The organism is Paraliobacillus ryukyuensis, from assembly GCF_003315295.1.
Taxonomy (GTDB): Bacteria; Bacillota; Bacilli; order Bacillales; family Amphibacillaceae; genus Paraliobacillus; species Paraliobacillus ryukyuensis.
Genome location: NZ_QNRI01000009.1, coordinates 97,941 through 116,612, shown reverse-complemented (window position 1 = coordinate 116,612; position 18,672 = coordinate 97,941). Strand labels below are relative to the sequence as shown.

The window sequence follows — 18,672 nt, the reverse complement described above, 5'->3', positions numbered from 1 at the left end:
GTAAAGCCATTCTCGGGTAAAATAGAAACAGTTCTTTTTTATTTGAAAAGAATGTATTCAAGATTGGAAAGGAGCATAGCATAAGCACGTAACAAAAGCGCCTGGACTATTTTTCGAGCGGTGAAAAGTAGTTGACGAGGAGGAGGTTTATCGAAGAAAATCGGCGGATACCTCCCGGTTGCACACATCATCAACCGATAAGCTTTTTATTCCAAAACAGTGAGGCAACTCATTGCACAAAGAATGAAAGCAGATGATGCAATAAAACATCATGAGAAAGGGGCAAATAAACGCCCCGTATTAAAAAAGGTTTCGTTTTATTTGCCTCTTTCTATATTAGGAGGAAAATGAAATGTGTGGAATTGTTGGTTATATTGGACAGAATGATACGAAAGAAATTTTATTGAATGGTTTAGAAAAATTAGAATATCGAGGTTATGATTCAGCTGGGATTGCAGTACTTAGCGACAATGGCTTGGATATGTTTAAAGTAAAAGGTCGTATTGCTGTGTTACGTGATAAAGTAGACAACACCGTTGAGTCAACAATGGGAATCGGTCATACCCGCTGGGCGACACATGGTGAGCCAAGCGAAGAAAATGCTCACCCGCACCAAAGCGTGTCTGGTCGTTTCACACTTGTTCACAACGGAGTAATTGAAAACTACTATGAATTACGTGACGAATATTTGCAAGGTATTCATTTAGCGAGTGAAACGGATACAGAAGTAGTCGTGCAATTAATGGAAGTTATGTATAACAAGACCCAAGATGTAGCAGAAGCTTTTCGTCGAACTGTTGCTTTACTAAAAGGGTCTTATGCGCTTGCATTGATTGATCAACAAGACCAAGAAACGATTTATGTAGCAAAAAATAAAAGCCCACTATTAGTTGGATTAGGAGAAGGCTTTAATCTTGTGGCAAGTGATGCAATGGCTACATTAAAAGAAACCGATCGTTATCTTGAAATACATGATAAAGAAATTGTTATTGTAAATCGTGACTATGTGGAGATTCAGAAGCTTGATGGTGTAGCGGTAGAGCGTGAACCATACATTGCTGAAATTGATGCTACAGATATCGAAAAAGGTACTTATGCTCACTTTATGCTTAAAGAAATTGACGAGCAACCTTTCGTTATGCGTAAAATCATTCAAGAATACCAAGATGAAAATGATAATATAAAACTTGATCCATCTATTCGTGCAGCAATGCTAGATACCGATCGTGTTTATATTATTGCAGCAGGAACTAGTTATAATGCGGGTTTAGTAGGGAAGCAAATTATTGAAAAGCTAGCAAATGTCCCTGTTGAAGTGCATATAGCCAGTGAATTTTCATATAATATGCCACTTCTTTCAGAAAAACCATTATTCATTTTTATTTCACAAAGCGGCGAAACAGCAGATAGTCGCTCCGTATTAGTCCGTATCAAAGAACTTGGTCATAGATCCATTACAGTTACCAATGTTCCAGGATCCACCCTTTCTCGTGAAGCGGACCATACGTTACATTTATATGCAGGTCCGGAAATAGCAGTGGCTTCAACCAAAGCTTACACTGCCCAAATTGCAGTATTAACTATACTAGCAGTAGATACTGCTAAAGCAAAAGGTATGACGTTAGACTTTGATCCATTACAAGAACTAGGGATTGTGTCTAGTGTAATGGAATCCTTAACCGATCAGAAAGATGTATTTGAACAAATTGCGAAAGATTTATTTGCGAATACACGCAATGCATTCTTTATTGGTAGAGGAGCAGATTACTTCGTTGTTCAAGAGGCTTCTTTAAAATTGAAAGAGATTTCTTATATTCAAGCGGAAGGATTTGCAGGTGGAGAATTAAAACATGGAACCATTGCATTGATTGAAGAGGGAACTCCTGTTATTGCAATCTCCACCCAAGAAAACGTCAATTACTCGATTCGCGGAAATGTGCAAGAAGTTGCCGCTCGTGGAGCAAAAACATGCGTAGTAAGTATTGAAGGTTTAGATCAAGCTTCAGATGCATTTGTATTACCGCATGTGCATGAATTACTCACACCCTTAGTCAGTGTGGTTCCAATGCAACTTCTTGCTTATTATGCAGCACTACATCGTGATTGTGATGTGGATAAACCGCGTAACTTGGCAAAAAGCGTCACAGTGGAATAAAATGTTTCAGTAACAGGGAGATAATTATCTCCACGTAACTCTCCCTTTCAAAAATGTAACTCTTCTTACAAGATGTAAGTAAGTTTTACAAAGCAGGGGCAGCGACACCCATTTATATATTGGCTTTAGATAATACTTCAAGAAGAATCGGGAACGTACTATTTGTACAGCTTCTCGGTTCTTTTTTGCTTGAAGAAAAGACTGAGAAACTAAGCATGGCAAGGGTTGGAGGTAAAAGAAAAAACGTTAGTGCGTGGAAAAATATGAGGTAGAGAGTAAGAAAAAAGCGTTATGATTCTTCTATCTATTCTCTTAATTATCCAATCTAATCTGTAAAAACCGAGTTCCATTTTTCGATTCTTTCCCGATTAACTTTCAATTCATTTCGACAAGAAAAGATGCTTTTCTTTGTAAAATCGAGTTAAAATAAAAGGCGAGGATTTAGGGATGGGAAAGGGCGTGAGGACAAGTGGGATAAGGTGTTGCGGGGGCGGAGGGGTTTTGTAAAACTAAGTTTCAAAGGCATATAGTAGAAGATAAGGGATAGGGTAAATAGGAAAGGATTGCTGATTAATGTAAAATTGTAAGTTGACTTTTAAATCACTGTTAGTTATCATTTATATAATTTAATAAATAATTTGATGACGAGAAAGAGTAGTTATGTTTATCTTATCTTATCTACAGAGAGTTGACGATTTGCTGGAAGTCAATGTTAAGACCATAATGAAAATCCTCTCCGAGAAGCAAAGTTGAAAGGGCTTTTAAACTTTGACGGCATTCTACCGATATCCAGGACACGTATGATAGTACGTAGTGTAATGAACTGATAAAAACCACTACTATGGTTTTTTTATTTTGTTAAAGGAAGATTATATATTTATATATAAACTCGATTCTACGTATGTGGGGTCGAGTTTTTTTAATTATAATGAGGTGATAATGTTGAAGGAGTCCAGTGTAGAAAGGGAATTAAGGGTTCGTGAAAAATGGGAAAAGGATGGAACGTTCGAACGTTCTATATCTAACCGAGAAGGAAGGGAGACCTATGTTTTTTATGAAGGGCCTCCAACTGCAAATGGATTGCCACATGCGGGTCATGCCCTTGGGAGAACAATCAAGGACTTTGTAGCGAGGTACAAAACAATGTCTGGGTATCAGGTTTTAAGAAAAGCGGGTTGGGATACACATGGCTTACCTGTGGAATTAGAAGTTGAAAAACAATTGAATATTCGTGGTAAGGATCAAATTGAGGAGTACGGAATAGAAAATTTTATTCAGAAATGTAAAGAAAGTGTCTTTGCCTATGAAAATGAATGGAAACAATTTACTGAGGCTCTTGGTTATTGGGTAGATATGGAGGATCCTTATGTAACCTTAAACAACGAGTATATTGAGTCTGTCTGGAATATCCTATCCACTATACATGAGAAGGGTTATTTATATAAAGGACACAGGGTTGTTCCGTATTGTCCACACTGCGAGACTTCACTTAGTTCTCACGAAGTGGCACAAGGATATAAAGATGTTACTGATTTATCCGTTACAGCCAAATTTCGATTAAAGGGAACTTCAAATGAATATCTTTTAGGTTGGACAACGACACCATGGACATTACCAGGTAATGTTGCTGTTGCCGTAAACCCTAATATGAATTATGTACGAGTTAGACAAGTATCAGAAATATTTGTTCTTGCAGAGTCTCTGGCTTCCACTGTTATGAAGGAGGATTATGAGATTTTGGAAGTTATGAAAGGAAAAGATTTAATTGGTCTCTCTTACGAACCGCCTTTTAATTATGTCGCAGTAACCAATGGACATAAAGTTCTCGGTGCAGATTTTGTTACTGATACAAGTGGAACTGGTATTGTGCATATAGCACCTGCCCATGGAGAAGATGATTACAAGGCAATTCAGGATAATCAATTTGATTATGTAAATGTTGTTGATTCCAAAGGCCGTTATAAGGAATATGTAGCCCCACTTGCAGGACAATTTGTAAAGAAAAGCGACGTAGAAATTATCAAAATGCTATCGAAGCAAAACCTTTTATTCGATAAGCAAAAGTATGAACATAGTTATCCCCATTGTTGGAGATGTGACAGCCCTCTTCTTTACTATGCCATGGAGGGTTGGTTTATTAAGACAACAGCAGTTAAGGAAAACATGCAATCAAATAACCAAGGGGTCGAGTGGTTTCCTTCTCACATGAAGGATGGAAGGTTTGGAAACTTTTTGGATAACATGGTGGACTGGAATATTGGAAGAAACAGATATTGGGGAACTCCGCTAAACGTTTGGATTTGTCAAGATTGCAGTAAAGAAAAAGCCCCGCATTCTGTTAAAGAATTAAGAGAGCTTTCTATAGAAGAATTGCCAGAAGATATAGAGTTGCATAAACCATACGTAGATAAAGTACATCTAACTTGCTCTTGTGGCGGTACAATGGTTAGAACAAGCGAAGTTATTGATGTATGGTTTGATAGTGGCTCCATGCCATTTGCTCAATATCATTATCCATTTGAAAATAAAGATATGTTTAAAAAGCAATTTCCTGCTGAGGTGGTCATTGAGGGTGTTGACCAAACAAGAGGATGGTTCTACAGCTTATTGGCGGTTTCTACTCTGTTTACAGGACAATCACCTTATAAACGTGTCCTTTCTTTAGGACATATTTTAGATGAAAATGGACAAAAGATGTCAAAAAGTAAGGGTAATGCCTTGAACCCTACTGAGCTAATTAATGAGTTTGGTGCTGATTCTTTAAGATGGGCGTTGTTAGCTGACAGTTCACCATGGAATAATAAACGCTTTTCCAAAAAGACTGTTAGTCATGCTAAGTCTAAAGTGATTGATACACTTTTAAACGTTTATTCTTTTTACTCCATGTATGCAGAAATTGATCAATTTAATCCAGATAGTGACATGGGTGGAACTCGAACAACTCTCGATAAATGGGTTCTTTCAAGATTAAATACTGTTATTAGGGAAGTTGTCCAAAGTTTAGATGATTATGATATAACAAAAGGGGCAAGATCCATTGCAACGTTTGTTGATGAACTTAGTAATTGGTATGTAAGACGTTCCAGACAACGATTTTGGAGTAGTGGTATGACTGATGATAAAAGATCGGCATTTAGCACCTTATTTGAGGTCTTAAAGAAGCTCACACAACTAATGGCTCCTTATACACCTTTTGTTTCAGAAGATATATACTCAAACTTAGTAAATAATAGTGTTCATGTATCTGATTACCCTCAACCAGATGAAACGCATATTGATAAACAATTAGAAAAGGATATGGATGCTGTATTACAAATAATAGAGCTAACAAGATCCCTTAGAAATACAGTTGCAATAAAAACCAAACAACCATTAGCTCAATTGGTTGTAGTCCCGACAGAGGAAACCACTCTATCTCAGTTGCAAAAGTATGTATCTATCATAAAAGATGAAATGAATATAAAAGAAGTAATGTTTAAGAATGATTATCAAGATTTGTTACAGGTAGATTTCAAATTAAATTTCTCAGTAGTTGGACCAAAGTTAGGCAAATCAGTAGGCGAAGTTAAAAATAAAGTTGATGAGTTAGACGATAACGAGAAGGAAAAATTTCTTGAAAATAGAGAAATACAGTTATTATTAAATTCAGGGGAAACTATCACTCTTAATTCGGATGACATACTTATTGAGAAAAAGGGGAAAAATGGTTTTGAATTGCTGGAAGGGAGTAAATTCATAGCTCTATTAGATACTAATTTGACGCAAGAATTAAAAGAAGAAGGATTAGTAAGGGAATTTGTTCGGGCTGTTCAGACATATCGGAAGGAATTAAATCTTCCAGTTGAACTACGAGTAGATCTTTTTGTTCAGACTGATTTACAGCTTCAAAAAGTATTGATTAAATTTGATGAATTAGTGCAAAAAAATCTAATAATTAATGCAGTTCATTTTGAAAGTAAACCAGGCATGAGAAGTTTCAAAGTAGAAGGGAACGAAGTTAAATTATTCATTAAATCGTAGGAAATACTCATAGATAATTATATTCTTTGACTGTTTTCCAAATAAAACTTTTTCATTCCCATCAAGATAAAAACACCTTGCTTAAAAATAGGCAAGGTGTTTTTTACATACGTTAATTGTCATTATACAATCTTTCAAAATATAAGTCTATTAATATTTTTTATTTGCCTTATAATCGATTTCAAGCACTGAAAAAAAATTTGAAAGGGGATCTAAATGAATAAAGCTAAGAAATATCACCGAGCTTTTGGTGTGTATGGAATCTACGTAGAAGATAACAAGCTCTTGGTAATAAACAAAAACGGTGGCCCGTATAAAAACCGCTATGATCTTCCTGGTGGTAGCTTGGAGGAAGGGGAGAGCTTATCCTTAGCAATGCAAAGGGAATTCAAGGAGGAAACTGGAATTGAAATCATTAAAAATTTAGCTGTTATTGATTTTATGCTTCCTTGGAAGTGGAAAGAGTCTACTGATGTTCACCATATTGCAGTGTATTACTTAGTAAACAAAATAGGAGGGGAAATAAGCGTTCCTGAGCAGTTTGAAGGGCAAGATTCACTTGGAGCTGTTTGGGTAACGAAGCAAGATGTATCACAAGATAACGCCTCCCCGTTAGTACTTAAAGCGTTTGAATGGATTGAATCTAAAAAACTTGGGATAGATGCAGTATGTTATAAGCAGTGGGAAGTTAAAAAATAAAAAAGTAAAGTAGGTGTGATAAATGGGTGAGATATTTGGAAACAAAAAGAAAAATGTTGATTATTCAGTTAGAAAAGGTGCTTACGCTATCATTTTTAATGATTCTAAAGATAAAGTATTAGCTGTACAAACCCTTAACGGAAATCACTTTTTGCCAGGTGGGGGAATTGAAAACAACGAAAGTGATAAAGAATGCTTAAAAAGAGAAATGTTAGAAGAAACAGGATACCAAGTAGCTATCGGCTCCTTTATAGGCAATGCAATGTGTTATTTCCAGTCTACTAAGAATGAACATCTGATATTATGTCAAGAAAATAGACACAGCGAACAGAGAGGATAATATCTTCTACACAGCTGTATGGGTTAAGTCCTTATAATAGTTCTTTTCATAGTGAATAGGTGACATGTATTGATTGGTTGAATGAATACGCTTGTAATTATAAAAGCTGACAATATACTCGAAAATACTGCTTTTTGCTTGATGTCTAGTTTTATAATTTTCATGAAAAATTAATTCTCTTTTGATGATACCATGAAAGGATTCTATACAAGCTTTATCGTAACAGTTTCCTTTTCTACTCATACTTGTCAGTATTCCATTTTCACGCAATAGGTCTTGATAAGCTTTAGAGGCATACTGGCTACCTCGGTCGGAATGATGAATCAAACCTTTTGTTGGAGGTTGTGTAACCATCGCTCGCTTCATAGCTGTTATGACAAGTTCCTTGGTCATCCGTTTTCCCATTGCCCAACCAATAATCCTACGTGAATAGAGATCCATAATAGAAGCTAAATACAACCAGCCTTCACTTGTCCAGATATACGTGATGTCACCGACCCAAACCTGACCTGGTTTATCTACTTTAAAGTGTTGATTTAATAAATTTGGATAAATAGGCAAGTGATGCTTGGAATTCGTTGTTGCTTTATATTTTTTTACTGTTTTGGATCGAATGTTGTTTTCTCTCATAATCCGTGTCACTGTCTTCTGAGATACACTAATACCTTGTGCGTTTAGTATTTTCGTGATTTTAGGACTTCCATAGATTTTTCTAGATTCTAAATAAATTCGTTTAATGCGCGCGGTGAGGCGCTCTCGACTCTTTTTCTGTTCACTTTTTGGCCGGTTAAGCCAATCATAATAACCGCTTTTGGCACACCTAATACTTCACACATCTTCGCTACACGAAATTCATGTCGGTGCTTATAAATGAAGGAATAAATTACTTCTGGTCTTTGGCGAAGATGCCCATAGCCTTTTTTAAGATGGCATTTTCCTCTTCCAGATCACGGACCCGTTTTTGCAGCTCACGTTCCGCCTTCTGTTCAGGCTGTATGTTTCCACTACCAACAAAAGCCGTTTCTTTTCCTTGATTGTATTTCTTCACCCAGTTATGAAGGGTTTGTTCAGCTAAATCTAATTCCCGTGCAACTTCCGCGATTCTCTTGCCGTCCTCCTTTACCATGCGGACTGCTTGTAATTTGAATTCTTTATCATATGTTTTTCTCATTTTTTGGACACTCCCGTAAAATTGTTTGTTTTCTTATACTTTAATTCCTCCCAATTTACCGTGTCCAATTTTTAGACTAACATCAATTAGTGCAAGTATAAATAAGGAAACGATGGTAAAGATCTTTGGATAGGATAGTTTCTGTTTGTCTTTTGACATAAATGCCACTCCATTCTATGTAAGACATATATTTATCATTATCACAAAATATATCTACTCGAGCAATCACGAAGTCATATAGTTTGATGGTGAAAAGAATGCTGGGTACAATAAAGATAAGAGAGGAGTGCATACGAAAATGAACGAGGAAATGATATTTAACCAGGTTGACTTAAGTAGAAATAGCACATTGCAATTATTTGAAGGTTTAACAGAAGAACAGGCAGATTTGATCCCGCAAGGTTTTAATAATAATATTAGATGGAATTTAGGGCACATTTATACCGTCCAAAATACGTTGTTAAATAAATTTGGTGGTAAAAGTATTAAAACACCCCCTCGTTATCTTGAGTTATTCACTCCAGGTACGAAGCCGGCAGAGTGGCAAGGGGAGGTACCGACGCTCGATGAATTAAAACAACTGCTTGAAGCGCACCCTGCACAATTAAAAGAAGCTTTAGCGGGACAACTGCAAGATGAGGCAATTCAATCATTTCAGTCGCTTTCAACTGTAGGTGAAATTCTTAGTTTCACAACATTCCATGAGGGAATGCATGTTGGTGTAATAAAAGGACTGAAAAAAGCCAACGCTGTATAAGTTAGAAAAGAAATTAAATTAGTTAGGCATAATGAAAGGAGAAGATACAATTGAAAATACTAACAACAGGCGCAACAGGTAATTTAGGATCAAAAGTTGTGGAAGCACTATTAAAAACAGTTCCTGCAAGTGACTTAGCAGTTAGTGTACGAAATCCAGAGAAAGCAGCCCATCTAAGTGAACGTGGAATAGACGTGCGTCAGGGAGATTTTGATTATCCTGAAACCTTAGATAAGGCGTTTGAGGGAATTGATCGCTTATTGATTATTTCTGCTGATGGAGATGATGAGACAAGGATTAAGCAACATACTAATGCGGTTGAAGCAGCCGAACGTGCAGGCGTGAATTTTATTGCTTATACAAGCTTGGCAAATGCGACAGAAAGTACGAATCTAATGGCTCCACCGCATGTAGCAACGGAAAACTTAATTCGCAAGACTGGTATTTCCTATTCTATTTTGCGTAACAATTGGTATTTAGAAAATGAAATGGGTAGTATTCAAGGTGCGATGAATGGAGCGCCATGGGTAACAGCAGCTGGAGATGGAAAAGTAGGGTATGCATTACAACAAGATTATGCAGATGCCGCAGCTTCTGTTCTAGTTGGAGAAGGCCATGAAAACACAATTTATGAATTATCCGCTCCGTTAGTAACGCAAGAAGATGTAGCAGGTACGCTAAGTAATGTGTTAGAAAAAGAAGTGCCTGTTCAACATGTGAATGATGAAGAATATGAACAAATAATGAAAGAGCAAGGGCTACCTGAATCTGTTCTTCCATTGGTAGTAGAGATTCAACGAAGTATTCGGAGAGGCTCACTTGCCATTGAAAGTAACGATTTTGAAGCGGTTTTAGGTCGACCTGTTACACCAATCGATCAAGCGCTTAAACAGCTTGTAAATGATATTTCACAATCAAATTAAGCATATTGATCTGACAAACCGGCGTAATGCCGGTTTTTTTATGTTTAACGTTCATCGGAAAGACAACCGAATTATACTGATAAAGAAAAACGTCTACGAACAAATTAAATTTTGTTCTCCCAAAAATCGACAACCATTCTACATAACCCAAATGTATTTCTGTTAAATTAATGTAAATACATTAAAATTAGACAGATTTTGTCGATTAAATAAGTATAGAATTTTTTAGGGGGAAAAGTATGAAAAATAAAAAAATCGTTATTCTGTTAACTATGATAATTAGTTTATTAGTGGTAGCGGGATGTGGGCAAAAAAAAGAAATCAACGCAACAGAAGGTAAATATAAAGTAGGGGTGATGTTATCGGATGTTGGATTAGGCGATCAGTCCTTTAGTGATCTTGCTTTTAATGGCCTTGTTCAAGCGAGAGATAATTTAGATGTGGTGTTTGACTATCGAGAAATTGCATCTACTGAAACATATGAGCAAGGATTTCGTGAGTTAGTAGAACAAGGGAATGACTTAGTGATTGCGGTAGGGTATCAAGGACAAGAGGATCTTGAAAAAGTAGCTAAAGAGTACCCTGACCAAGAGTTTTTATTAATTGATTCGGTGTCAGAATTAGAAAACATTACGTCGGTTAGTTTTAGAGTTGATCAAGCTAGTTACTTAGCGGGCGTTGTATCTGCTTTAACAACCAAAACAGATCACCTTGGGTTTATTGGTGGAGAAGATGTGCCAATTATCCATGATTTTTACAAGGGATTTGAATCAGGCGCAAAATCAGTTAATCCAGACATTGTCGTAGATGAAGCATATGCTGGTACATATAACGATGATAAATTAGGTGCACAGCTTACACGAGAAATGATTGATAATGATGCAGACATTCTATTTGCGGCAGCTGGTTTTACAGGTGTAGGTGTATTAAAAGAGGCACAAGCACAAGGGAAATATGCTATTGGTGTAGATACAGATCAATATTTCCAGGCTGAAGAAGCAGTGATTACATCTGTTATGAAAAATATTGATAAAGCTATTTACCAAGTTGTCGAGCAGCAAGTGAATGGTGGGTCACTATCAGGTGAAAATTTAGAATTTGGTATTTCCAATGAAGGCGTTGGATTAGCACCATTACGTGTTGCAGATTTTCCAAGTGATATTGAAACCAAAATCGAAGCTGCGAAAGAACAAGTAGCGAGCCAAGAGTAGGGGGATATTATGTCAATCAAAAAGAAATTATTTTTTAATACACTTACAACCATAGTGTTAGCAGTAGCTATAATTGCTTATATCATTATTAATATGCTACAAATTCAATCTTCTAATTCCGATCAAGTGGATTCTCTGGTGACAATCGAACAATTTAAGTCAGAAATGCACTCGACACAACAGAGCTTGTCTAGCTTTTCGACGAATCAATCTGATGCATTAGTCCAAGAAGCAACTACTTCAATCGAATTAAGTGAAGAACTGTTAACTGAATTAAACAATATCGTTACCCAAGAAGAAAGTAGAAATTACGTCACAAAAATAACAGATAAGTTCGGTGAGTGGAAAGAAGCTACGCTAGAAGTTTTAGAAACTGGCGATGGTTCTGCAGCGGATAAGCAGGCATCACGATTAGCTGGTATTGAAAATGATGTGTACATGCTACAATTGTACGCAGAAGCTGGATATGAGCAGTCACAGGAAGCGTTATCTCAAAAAGTGCAGTTTATTATTATCGCTTCTGCTATAGGGGTACTTATCTTAATAGCTATTAGTGCATTTGTCTCTAATCGAATTACTAGCCCTATCACAAAAACACTTAAACAATTAGCAGCTAATTCCAATGAAGTAACTAATGGGAATCTAGCGATCGAGCCAATTGACTATAAAAAAGATGATGAGTTAGGGCAATTAAATCGTTCCTTTGACCAGATGATTGAACAAATAAGGACCTTACTTAATTCTATTGGTTCAGTAAGCAAACAGGTAGAAGGTTTTGCTGAAGAGATTGAAAAAGAGAATGGAACGGTAACAGAAATTAATCAACAGGTTGCTGCTTCTACCGATGAATTAGCACAAGGCACGCAAACGATTTCCTCTGATCTTCAAGATGCAGTTACGAAAGTTGAACAAATGGATAAAGCTTTTGCATCGAATGTGAATTATACAGATCAATCTGTCCAATTTGGTAGTGAAGCAATTCAAGCAGTTAAAGCAGGTTTAGCAGCTTTGGAAAAACAACGTGCATTGATTCAAGATAACGCAGCAACAACAGAAAGTATTAAGTCAGCTACACAATCATTTGTGGAATCAACGAAAAAAATCCAAGCAATGGCACATTCGGTTTCTGATATTGCAAATCAAACAAACTTACTAGCGCTTAATGCAGCTATTGAAGCTTCACGTGCAGGCGAGGCAGGAAAAGGCTTTGCCGTTGTTGCAGATGAAGTCAGGAAATTGGCGGAAGAAACAACCGAAGCAACAACAGAAATTTTTGATATGGTTGGTTCAATAGAAACTGGAATTGAAGCGGTGACTAGTGCCGTAGATAAAGGGGTGTCTATTTCAGAAGAAGAAAGATCCTCTATGGAAACAACGAATACAGCTTTCGATGATATTAATCGGAAAGTAGTATCTATTACAGATAAACTTGAAGAATTAATGCAAGGTATCGAACATTCGAAAGGTCTTGGAAGTGATGTCCTACAAAATGTAGAAAGTATCAGTGCCGTTGTTGAAGAAACTGCTTCTGGAAATGAAGAAATTGCAGCTTCAACCCAAGAACAGTTAACTGCGTTCCAAAATGTCGTCACGAAGGTAACAGAACTTCGTACACTTACTGATGAGTTAAATGGAACGGTTAATAAATTCACATTATAAAATTACTTTAGAGTGGGTCGCGGTATTAATCACCGTGGCTCTTTTTTGTGGGATTAAATCAGCAGAGTGTTTATCATTTTGTTGATATGGGGGTTACTTCTATAACCGCTCATTTTCTCTCAAAAAACACTTATTATTTAGTTTCTTATCTTCCAAAAAACAAATATATACCACCTTTTGTAACTGTTTTAATGTATTTTATCAATATACAAAACCTTGAGTAAGAAACAATTGCTTAGATTAAGTGTATAATAGAGAGCAATCAATTAACCTCTTTAATCTGGAGTGATTGGCATTATAATTATATGAGGGATAGCTGGCATCGAATTTTCAACGAATTGATCCAGAACTGTGAGGAAAATAAAACAAGTGCACTTATTTTATAAGAATTGGAGAAATCAAATGAAATTAAGTTTAGCTTTATTATTATTTATAGTGGTGTCTATTGGTTGGTTTCTTTACTTTCCGTCAAATCAGAACCAAGTCAATAAATCGAATAATATTTACGTCGCTACAGATGGCAATGATGAAAACCCTGGGACAAAAACGAAGCCATTCCGTTCGCTAGCAAAAGCAGCTGCGGAAGCTACTCCTGGCACAACAGTCTTGATTCGGGAAGGGACGTATAAAGAAGTATTAATTGTCCAACATAGCGGATCGGAAGCAGAGCCCATTCATTTTCGGCCATACAAAGCAGAACAAGTCATCTTAAGCGGTCAAAACATAGCAAATGAAGCAGGTGATACGGCATTAATTACGATTGAAGATAAAAATCATGTTACGGTTAGTGGTCTTACGATTCAGGATTTAACGACAATTTTGAACGATGAGACTGTAATGGGTATCTATGTAACAGGAAACAGTAACGATGTGGTACTAAACAATAATCACATTCAACGGGTAGAAACCCATGCAGATGAGGGAAATGCACATGGTATCGCCGTATACGGTACAGGTGCAATCCGGGATATTACTATTAGTAATAATACAGTGGAAGATCTGAAACTAGGTACTAGTGAGTCTATTGTTTTAAATGGAAATGTGGAGGACTTTCAAGTCGAAGGTAATCTCGTCCGTCGTAATAATAATATCGGTATAGATGTGATTGGTTACGAAGGTGTTGCTACCGATCAAAGTGTTGACTATGCTCGCAATGGTCTGATAAAAGATAATGTTGTCTATCAAATATCCTCTTATAGTAATCCAGCTTACGGCGAGGAGTACGTGGCAGCAGGTATCTATGTGGATGGTGGTACAGATATTGTGATTGATAACAATAGGGTGTATGAGAATGATATTGGAATAGAAGCAACATCAGAGCACGCAGCCAAATTTGCCGAAAATATCGAGATTACCAATAATACGATCTACAATAATTATTACACTGGAATTGCGATAGGTGGATATGATGAAGAAAGAGGTGGTACGAAAAACTCTTCTATCTCCCATAATATTATTTATCGAAATGACACAAAAGAGCTCGGTGGGGGACAGTTATTAATCCAACATGATGTGCGAGATAATATAATAGAAAAGAACATATTAACTGCTGGACCAACCCGAATCTTTGTAGCAAACTATTTCCAAACAGTGATGAATAATAAATGGAGTAGAAACGTATTCCATTATGAACCTGAAAAAGAGGGCATCTGGACGTGGAAGGATAACGATTATACTTCTTTCCAAGCTTTTCAAAAAGTAACCAATAATGACGAAAAATCAAAATATATTAATGTTGTATTTCGGGATGAAAAAGCATTTGATTTTGAATTAGTAAAAGATTCACCTACATATGATATTGTAAAGTGAAAAATAGCATGTGAACTTAGACTCACATGCTATTGATTCTAGTAATCAATTTTTTTTGGTAAAAGCTAATGTCTTATTTAGAAATAGCGGTGCATAAAAACCGATTGTATCACTTAAGGGAAGTACTTCATCAGCTATATTTATATTTAGAATCTCAATCAGATATGTTCGTCTCGTTTGTATTCTATGCCAAACTGCAGGATAAGCTTTCTTTAATGCTGCTCGTAGATGACTATCTGCAATGGCAATTGGCTCTTCACATGATGTACCTGCGTATCCAGTGATACTAGGGATAATATCAATTTGAAATAACTGACCACTCTTGACTACGGCAGTTGAATCTTTTGTGAATGGGGAGGCTAACCATTCTTCATCAGCTGTAAAATGACCTGGATTTAACCACCAGCCATATTCCTCTTGTGGCAGGGTCTGCTTCATTTGAGCATACATATCTTTTCCACTCAGTCCTGTTTTAATTGTTTCTAGCCAAGTGGCATAAGCGGTAAAGTAAGGCCTTGCCGCACGTTCAATATAATCTTTTTGTTCATCTGGTAATTGAGAGGGTTCTTCTACGATATATCCAGCTCGACTACTTAATCCACCTTTATAACCTACGGTGATCGAGAATGTGTCTTGTAATTGAATTTCTTTGTCTCGTGGATAAACAACGGCGTTCGTAAATCTAGCACCTGTAGCAGTAATAGTCGTTACGGAATTAGGTTGTCCGTCTTGAGCAAGTAAGGCGGCAATTTCTTTTTCCGTTTTACCAATTTCAACACGTTGCAGTGCTCGATACAGGGCACTTCCTGCTAAAGTCCCCCCGTATTCATAGTAGGCAATTTCGTTGGCGTTATTTACAGTTCTAATCCCATCAATTGGTGAAATAAGTGCTGAAGCAAAATTAATTAGCTTGCCTTGTTCAGAGAGATACTTATACATTTCATTGACAAAATAATATGGAATCTCAAACATATCATTATTATCATAAACTGTGCTTGTGAATAATTTCCACCCAATTATACCAATTCTAGCGTCTGGAGAAATATTTGCTTCTTCAAAATAATCGGCAAACTTTTTGTCGTTGCCCATTGGTTGATTAGGTAAAGAAAAAAAAGGAATATGTACAGCTTCTGCTTTTATACGAGATTTACTAGCTAATTTCAAATTTTCATTCCCAAGTAATAAATAACTTTCACCATTGTCATGCAAAACCAGGCAAGCTTCTTCAAAACGAGGGACAAACCCAGTAAAATATTCAAAATTAGCACCATGTTCACGATCTGCATAAATGACGGCTGTATCAATTTGATGTTTTTTCATTTTTCGCAAAAAATTTTCGTGCCTTTTTGCTAAGGTATCATCCGTTAAAATAACAGATTGGATGTTAGTGTGAATTTTGGGCGGGGTTACTTGTTTTAATTGAATTTCCATTATGATTCTCCTTTTATTTTTTAGCAAATAACATGCCGTATTAAAACGACCCTGCTGGAAAATGTCCAAGAGAAAATAACAGCCAATGATCACAGCTGTGATAAGATATAATAATAAATGTACCTTAAGTAGACCTTTTCTCTTTATACTGTCCCTTTAAGTTTACCTGCTGGAAAGAAAGATAACAAATTTACTATTTAATCATGTTCATTTTGTACAACTACAATATGGACACATCTGAGCAAAAATGGTCAAGAGGGCTAAGGAAAACCACTTTATACTTGAAGCACGAGGTGAGGGAAATGGATTTTTTAACAGTCATTAAGCAAGCCATTGATTTTATGGAAGAGCATTTATTAGAACCGATTAACTATACCGATGTCGCCAAACATTTATATATGTCTAACTATCATTTTCACCGGACATTTAGTATGTTTACCGGAATCACAGCAAATGAGTATATCAAAAAGCGTAGGCTCTCGTTAGCTGGGCAGGAATTAATCGCTTCTGATCATAAAGTCATTGATATTGCGCTGAAATATGGTTATGAAACACCAGAAAGTTTTGCAAAAGCTTTTGCCCGTTTTCATGGTGTAACACCAAGTAAGGTAAAACAATTAGCTAAGCCATTAAAATCATTCAATCGCCTCGTTATTAAAATCCAAGTGGAAGGTGGAGTTGAAATGAATTACATGATTACAGAAAGAGAACCATTTCAATTATTAGCAAAGGTTGAGCAATTTGATGTGAAGCACGCATCCAATCCAGATAGCAATGCAATACCTAATTTTTGGAAGGAATCAAAACAAAATGGTGTTTTTAATCAATTAAGTGCGGATCCGGCAAACGCTGATTTTTATGGAGTTTGTGCCCCGATTTCTAAGGAGAGTCAGGCATTTAATTATGGAATTGCAACAATATATCGAGGTGGCGATGTACCTACCGGATATAAAGTCTGGGACATCAATACAACGCTTTGGGCGATATTCCCTTGTGTTGGATCTGATCCAGGTTGTATTGGTGAAACATGGGATAGAATCTTGAAGGAGTTTTTGCCTGGTTCCCCATATACGATGCTGGATGCTGCCGACTTGGAATTATATCCGGCAAAGTCACTTCCCGACCATTTTTGTGAGATTTGGATTCCGGTAGAAAAAAAGGCACACATTTAACTTGCGACGTCACACTCCTTTAGATACACTTTTCTAAAGGAGTTTTTCATATTAGTAGAAAGGTGGCATTTTTAAATGAAAATAGATGTCTTGCAACATGTTCCTTTTGAAGGTTTGGCAGCGATTAACCAATGGGGCGATGAGCGAAATGTGGATTTTCATATTCATAGGATCTATCAAAATGACCCATTGCCAGTTGCGGATAAAGTGGATTTCTTGCTACTATTAGGTGGACCGATGAGTGCAAATGATCCCATCGCGTGGTTGAAGCAAGAACGCCAACTCATTCAGGAATTGATAGAAATGGGAAAGCCAATATTAGGTATTTGTTTAGGGGCGCAACAGATTGCGAAAACACTAGGAGCAAACATTTATCAAGGTCAGTATAAGGAAGTAGGCTGGCATCACATTCAATCCACTACACCAATATTTGATTTTTTTCCAAAAGAAATGGTAGTATTCCACTGGCACGGTGAGCAGTTTGAGCTACCTAAAGGTGCTGATAGATTGTTTGAAAGTGAAGCATGCAGGAATCAAGGATTTGTTTACCATGAAAATGTTGTGGGATTACAGTTTCATTTTGAATCTACGAATGAAAGTGTGGAGGCAATCCTGCAACATGATGGCGATTATATGGATAATACTACCTATGTACAACAAGTAGATTTTATACGTCATTATGAAATTCCTGCTGAAAACAAACTTGTGTTATTTCAACTATTAGATCATTTATACGACTCAAGATAACTTTACATACTTCGGAGGATAAGGCACATGACAGGTAAGACACATATTGTCGGTGGAATAGCAACAACTGTTACCGTTGCTCATTTTACCGATTATCACTCCATTACATTTGTCGCAGCAGGTGTTTTGGGTGCAATTATCCCAGATATATGCCATAGTGGCAGTAAGATTGGACGAAAGTTGCCATTACTATCTAAGTTCATTCAAACGCTGTTTGGCCATCGAACGTTTACACATAGTCTATTATTTTTATGTTTAATCGGTTATCTATTAACATACATCACATCTAATCAAGCAGTGATTCTAGGTGGTTTATGGGGGATCGCAAGTCATTTACTATTAGATGCGGGAACTAAAAATGGGATTAAACTCTTGTTTCCTCTTGATCTTACGGTTCGCTTGCCAATCACGATTAAAACTGGTGGTCAAGTTGAGAACCTAATCTTACTAGGCTTAATTATAATCATAACCTATTTTGCACAAGATATAGTGTATTACTATTTATAGATAGATCTTTAACAAACCTTAGTCACATTGTAATAATAATTTAACTAGAAAAGGAAATTATTTTGTCTTAA

The 18,672-nt window shown here is 36.5% G+C and carries 14 protein-coding genes and 1 pseudogene; 12 read left to right on the top strand and 3 right to left on the bottom strand.

What is annotated here, in order from left to right; translation table 11 throughout:
* The first annotated feature begins 352 nt into the window (after positions 1–352).
* From glmS to DES48_RS12455, 4 genes are all read left to right on the top strand, one after another.
* A complete protein-coding gene (gene glmS / locus DES48_RS12470) occupies positions 353–2,155 on the top strand; it encodes a glutamine--fructose-6-phosphate transaminase (isomerizing) (RefSeq protein ID WP_113869664.1) in 1,803 nt (600 codons plus the stop codon).
* 939 nt (positions 2,156–3,094) lie between these two features.
* On the top strand, positions 3,095–6,175 hold the full coding sequence (gene ileS, locus DES48_RS12465) for an isoleucine--tRNA ligase (protein WP_113869662.1): 3,081 nt from the start codon (positions 3,095–3,097) through the stop codon (positions 6,173–6,175).
* A gap of 216 nt (positions 6,176–6,391) precedes the next feature.
* Positions 6,392–6,874 (top strand): NUDIX hydrolase, encoded by a 483-nt coding sequence (locus DES48_RS12460; protein ID WP_113869660.1) that lies wholly within the window; start codon positions 6,392–6,394, stop codon positions 6,872–6,874.
* A gap of 22 nt (positions 6,875–6,896) precedes the next feature.
* A complete protein-coding gene (locus DES48_RS12455) occupies positions 6,897–7,214 on the top strand; it encodes an NUDIX domain-containing protein (RefSeq protein WP_113869658.1) in 318 nt (105 codons plus the stop codon).
* Positions 7,215–7,220: 6 nt separating this feature from the next.
* On the opposite strand, the pseudogene DES48_RS12450 reads toward DES48_RS12455, so the two are convergent.
* Positions 7,221–8,385, bottom strand: a pseudogene (locus DES48_RS12450) (IS3 family transposase).
* A gap of 33 nt (positions 8,386–8,418) precedes the next feature.
* Positions 8,419–8,544, bottom strand: coding sequence for a hypothetical protein (locus tag DES48_RS16425; RefSeq protein ID WP_281269247.1), 126 nt, complete (start codon positions 8,542–8,544; stop codon positions 8,419–8,421).
* 139 nt (positions 8,545–8,683) lie between these two features.
* Here DES48_RS16425 and DES48_RS12445 point away from each other — a divergent pair, with 139 nt between their 5' ends.
* The 5 genes from DES48_RS12445 to DES48_RS12425 all read left to right on the top strand — a co-directional run bounded on the left by DES48_RS12445 (position 8,684) and on the right by DES48_RS12425 (position 14,744).
* Positions 8,684–9,142 carry a DinB family protein gene (locus DES48_RS12445; RefSeq protein WP_113869656.1) on the top strand — a complete coding sequence of 153 codons (459 nt, stop codon included), beginning with the start codon at positions 8,684–8,686 and terminating at the stop codon, positions 9,140–9,142.
* 50 nt (positions 9,143–9,192) lie between these two features.
* Complete coding sequence (locus tag DES48_RS12440) at positions 9,193–10,065, top strand: SDR family oxidoreductase (protein ID WP_113869654.1); 873 nt, start codon at positions 9,193–9,195, stop codon at positions 10,063–10,065.
* A 239-nt stretch (positions 10,066–10,304) separates the two neighbouring features.
* On the top strand, positions 10,305–11,276 hold the full coding sequence (locus DES48_RS12435; protein ID WP_113869652.1) for a BMP family lipoprotein: 972 nt from the start codon (positions 10,305–10,307) through the stop codon (positions 11,274–11,276).
* A 9-nt stretch (positions 11,277–11,285) separates the two neighbouring features.
* Positions 11,286–12,935 (top strand): methyl-accepting chemotaxis protein, encoded by a 1,650-nt coding sequence (locus DES48_RS12430; protein ID WP_113869650.1) that lies wholly within the window; start codon positions 11,286–11,288, stop codon positions 12,933–12,935.
* A gap of 402 nt (positions 12,936–13,337) precedes the next feature.
* Complete coding sequence (locus tag DES48_RS12425; protein WP_113869648.1) at positions 13,338–14,744, top strand: right-handed parallel beta-helix repeat-containing protein; 1,407 nt, start codon at positions 13,338–13,340, stop codon at positions 14,742–14,744.
* 45 nt (positions 14,745–14,789) lie between these two features.
* Here DES48_RS12425 and DES48_RS12420 read toward each other — a convergent pair whose 3' ends face one another.
* Positions 14,790–16,175 carry a M24 family metallopeptidase gene (locus DES48_RS12420; RefSeq protein ID WP_113869646.1) on the bottom strand — a complete coding sequence of 462 codons (1,386 nt, stop codon included), beginning with the start codon at positions 16,173–16,175 and terminating at the stop codon, positions 14,790–14,792.
* 302 nt (positions 16,176–16,477) lie between these two features.
* Between DES48_RS12420 and DES48_RS12415 the strand changes: the two genes are divergently transcribed.
* From DES48_RS12415 to DES48_RS12405, 3 genes are all read left to right on the top strand, one after another.
* Positions 16,478–17,347 (top strand): AraC family transcriptional regulator, encoded by an 870-nt coding sequence (locus tag DES48_RS12415; protein ID WP_113869644.1) that lies wholly within the window; start codon positions 16,478–16,480, stop codon positions 17,345–17,347.
* 75 nt (positions 17,348–17,422) lie between these two features.
* Positions 17,423–18,094, top strand: coding sequence for a type 1 glutamine amidotransferase (locus DES48_RS12410; RefSeq protein ID WP_113869642.1), 672 nt, complete (start codon positions 17,423–17,425; stop codon positions 18,092–18,094).
* Positions 18,095–18,121: 27 nt separating this feature from the next.
* Positions 18,122–18,601, top strand: coding sequence for a metal-dependent hydrolase (locus DES48_RS12405; protein WP_113869640.1), 480 nt, complete (start codon positions 18,122–18,124; stop codon positions 18,599–18,601).
* Positions 18,602–18,672 lie beyond the last annotated feature (71 nt).

Excerpts from the sequence above, each read along its gene's own strand:
- glmS (WP_113869664.1), top strand. The coding sequence starts at position 353 with ATGTGTGGAATTGTTGGTTATATTGGACAGAATGATACGAAAGAAATT.
- ileS (WP_113869662.1), top strand. The coding sequence starts at position 3,095 with ATGTTGAAGGAGTCCAGTGTAGAAAGGGAATTAAGGGTTCGTGAAAAA.
- DES48_RS12460 (WP_113869660.1), top strand. The coding sequence starts at position 6,392 with ATGAATAAAGCTAAGAAATATCACCGAGCTTTTGGTGTGTATGGAATC.
- DES48_RS12455 (WP_113869658.1), top strand. The coding sequence starts at position 6,897 with ATGGGTGAGATATTTGGAAACAAAAAGAAAAATGTTGATTATTCAGTT.
- DES48_RS16425 (WP_281269247.1), bottom strand. The coding sequence starts at position 8,544 with ATGTCAAAAGACAAACAGAAACTATCCTATCCAAAGATCTTTACCATC.
- DES48_RS12445 (WP_113869656.1), top strand. The coding sequence starts at position 8,684 with ATGAACGAGGAAATGATATTTAACCAGGTTGACTTAAGTAGAAATAGC.
- DES48_RS12435 (WP_113869652.1), top strand. The coding sequence starts at position 10,305 with ATGAAAAATAAAAAAATCGTTATTCTGTTAACTATGATAATTAGTTTA.
- DES48_RS12430 (WP_113869650.1), top strand. The coding sequence starts at position 11,286 with ATGTCAATCAAAAAGAAATTATTTTTTAATACACTTACAACCATAGTG.
- DES48_RS12425 (WP_113869648.1), top strand. The coding sequence starts at position 13,338 with ATGAAATTAAGTTTAGCTTTATTATTATTTATAGTGGTGTCTATTGGT.
- DES48_RS12420 (WP_113869646.1), bottom strand. The coding sequence starts at position 16,175 with ATGGAAATTCAATTAAAACAAGTAACCCCGCCCAAAATTCACACTAAC.
- DES48_RS12415 (WP_113869644.1), top strand. The coding sequence starts at position 16,478 with ATGGATTTTTTAACAGTCATTAAGCAAGCCATTGATTTTATGGAAGAG.
- DES48_RS12410 (WP_113869642.1), top strand. The coding sequence starts at position 17,423 with ATGAAAATAGATGTCTTGCAACATGTTCCTTTTGAAGGTTTGGCAGCG.
- DES48_RS12405 (WP_113869640.1), top strand. The coding sequence starts at position 18,122 with ATGACAGGTAAGACACATATTGTCGGTGGAATAGCAACAACTGTTACC.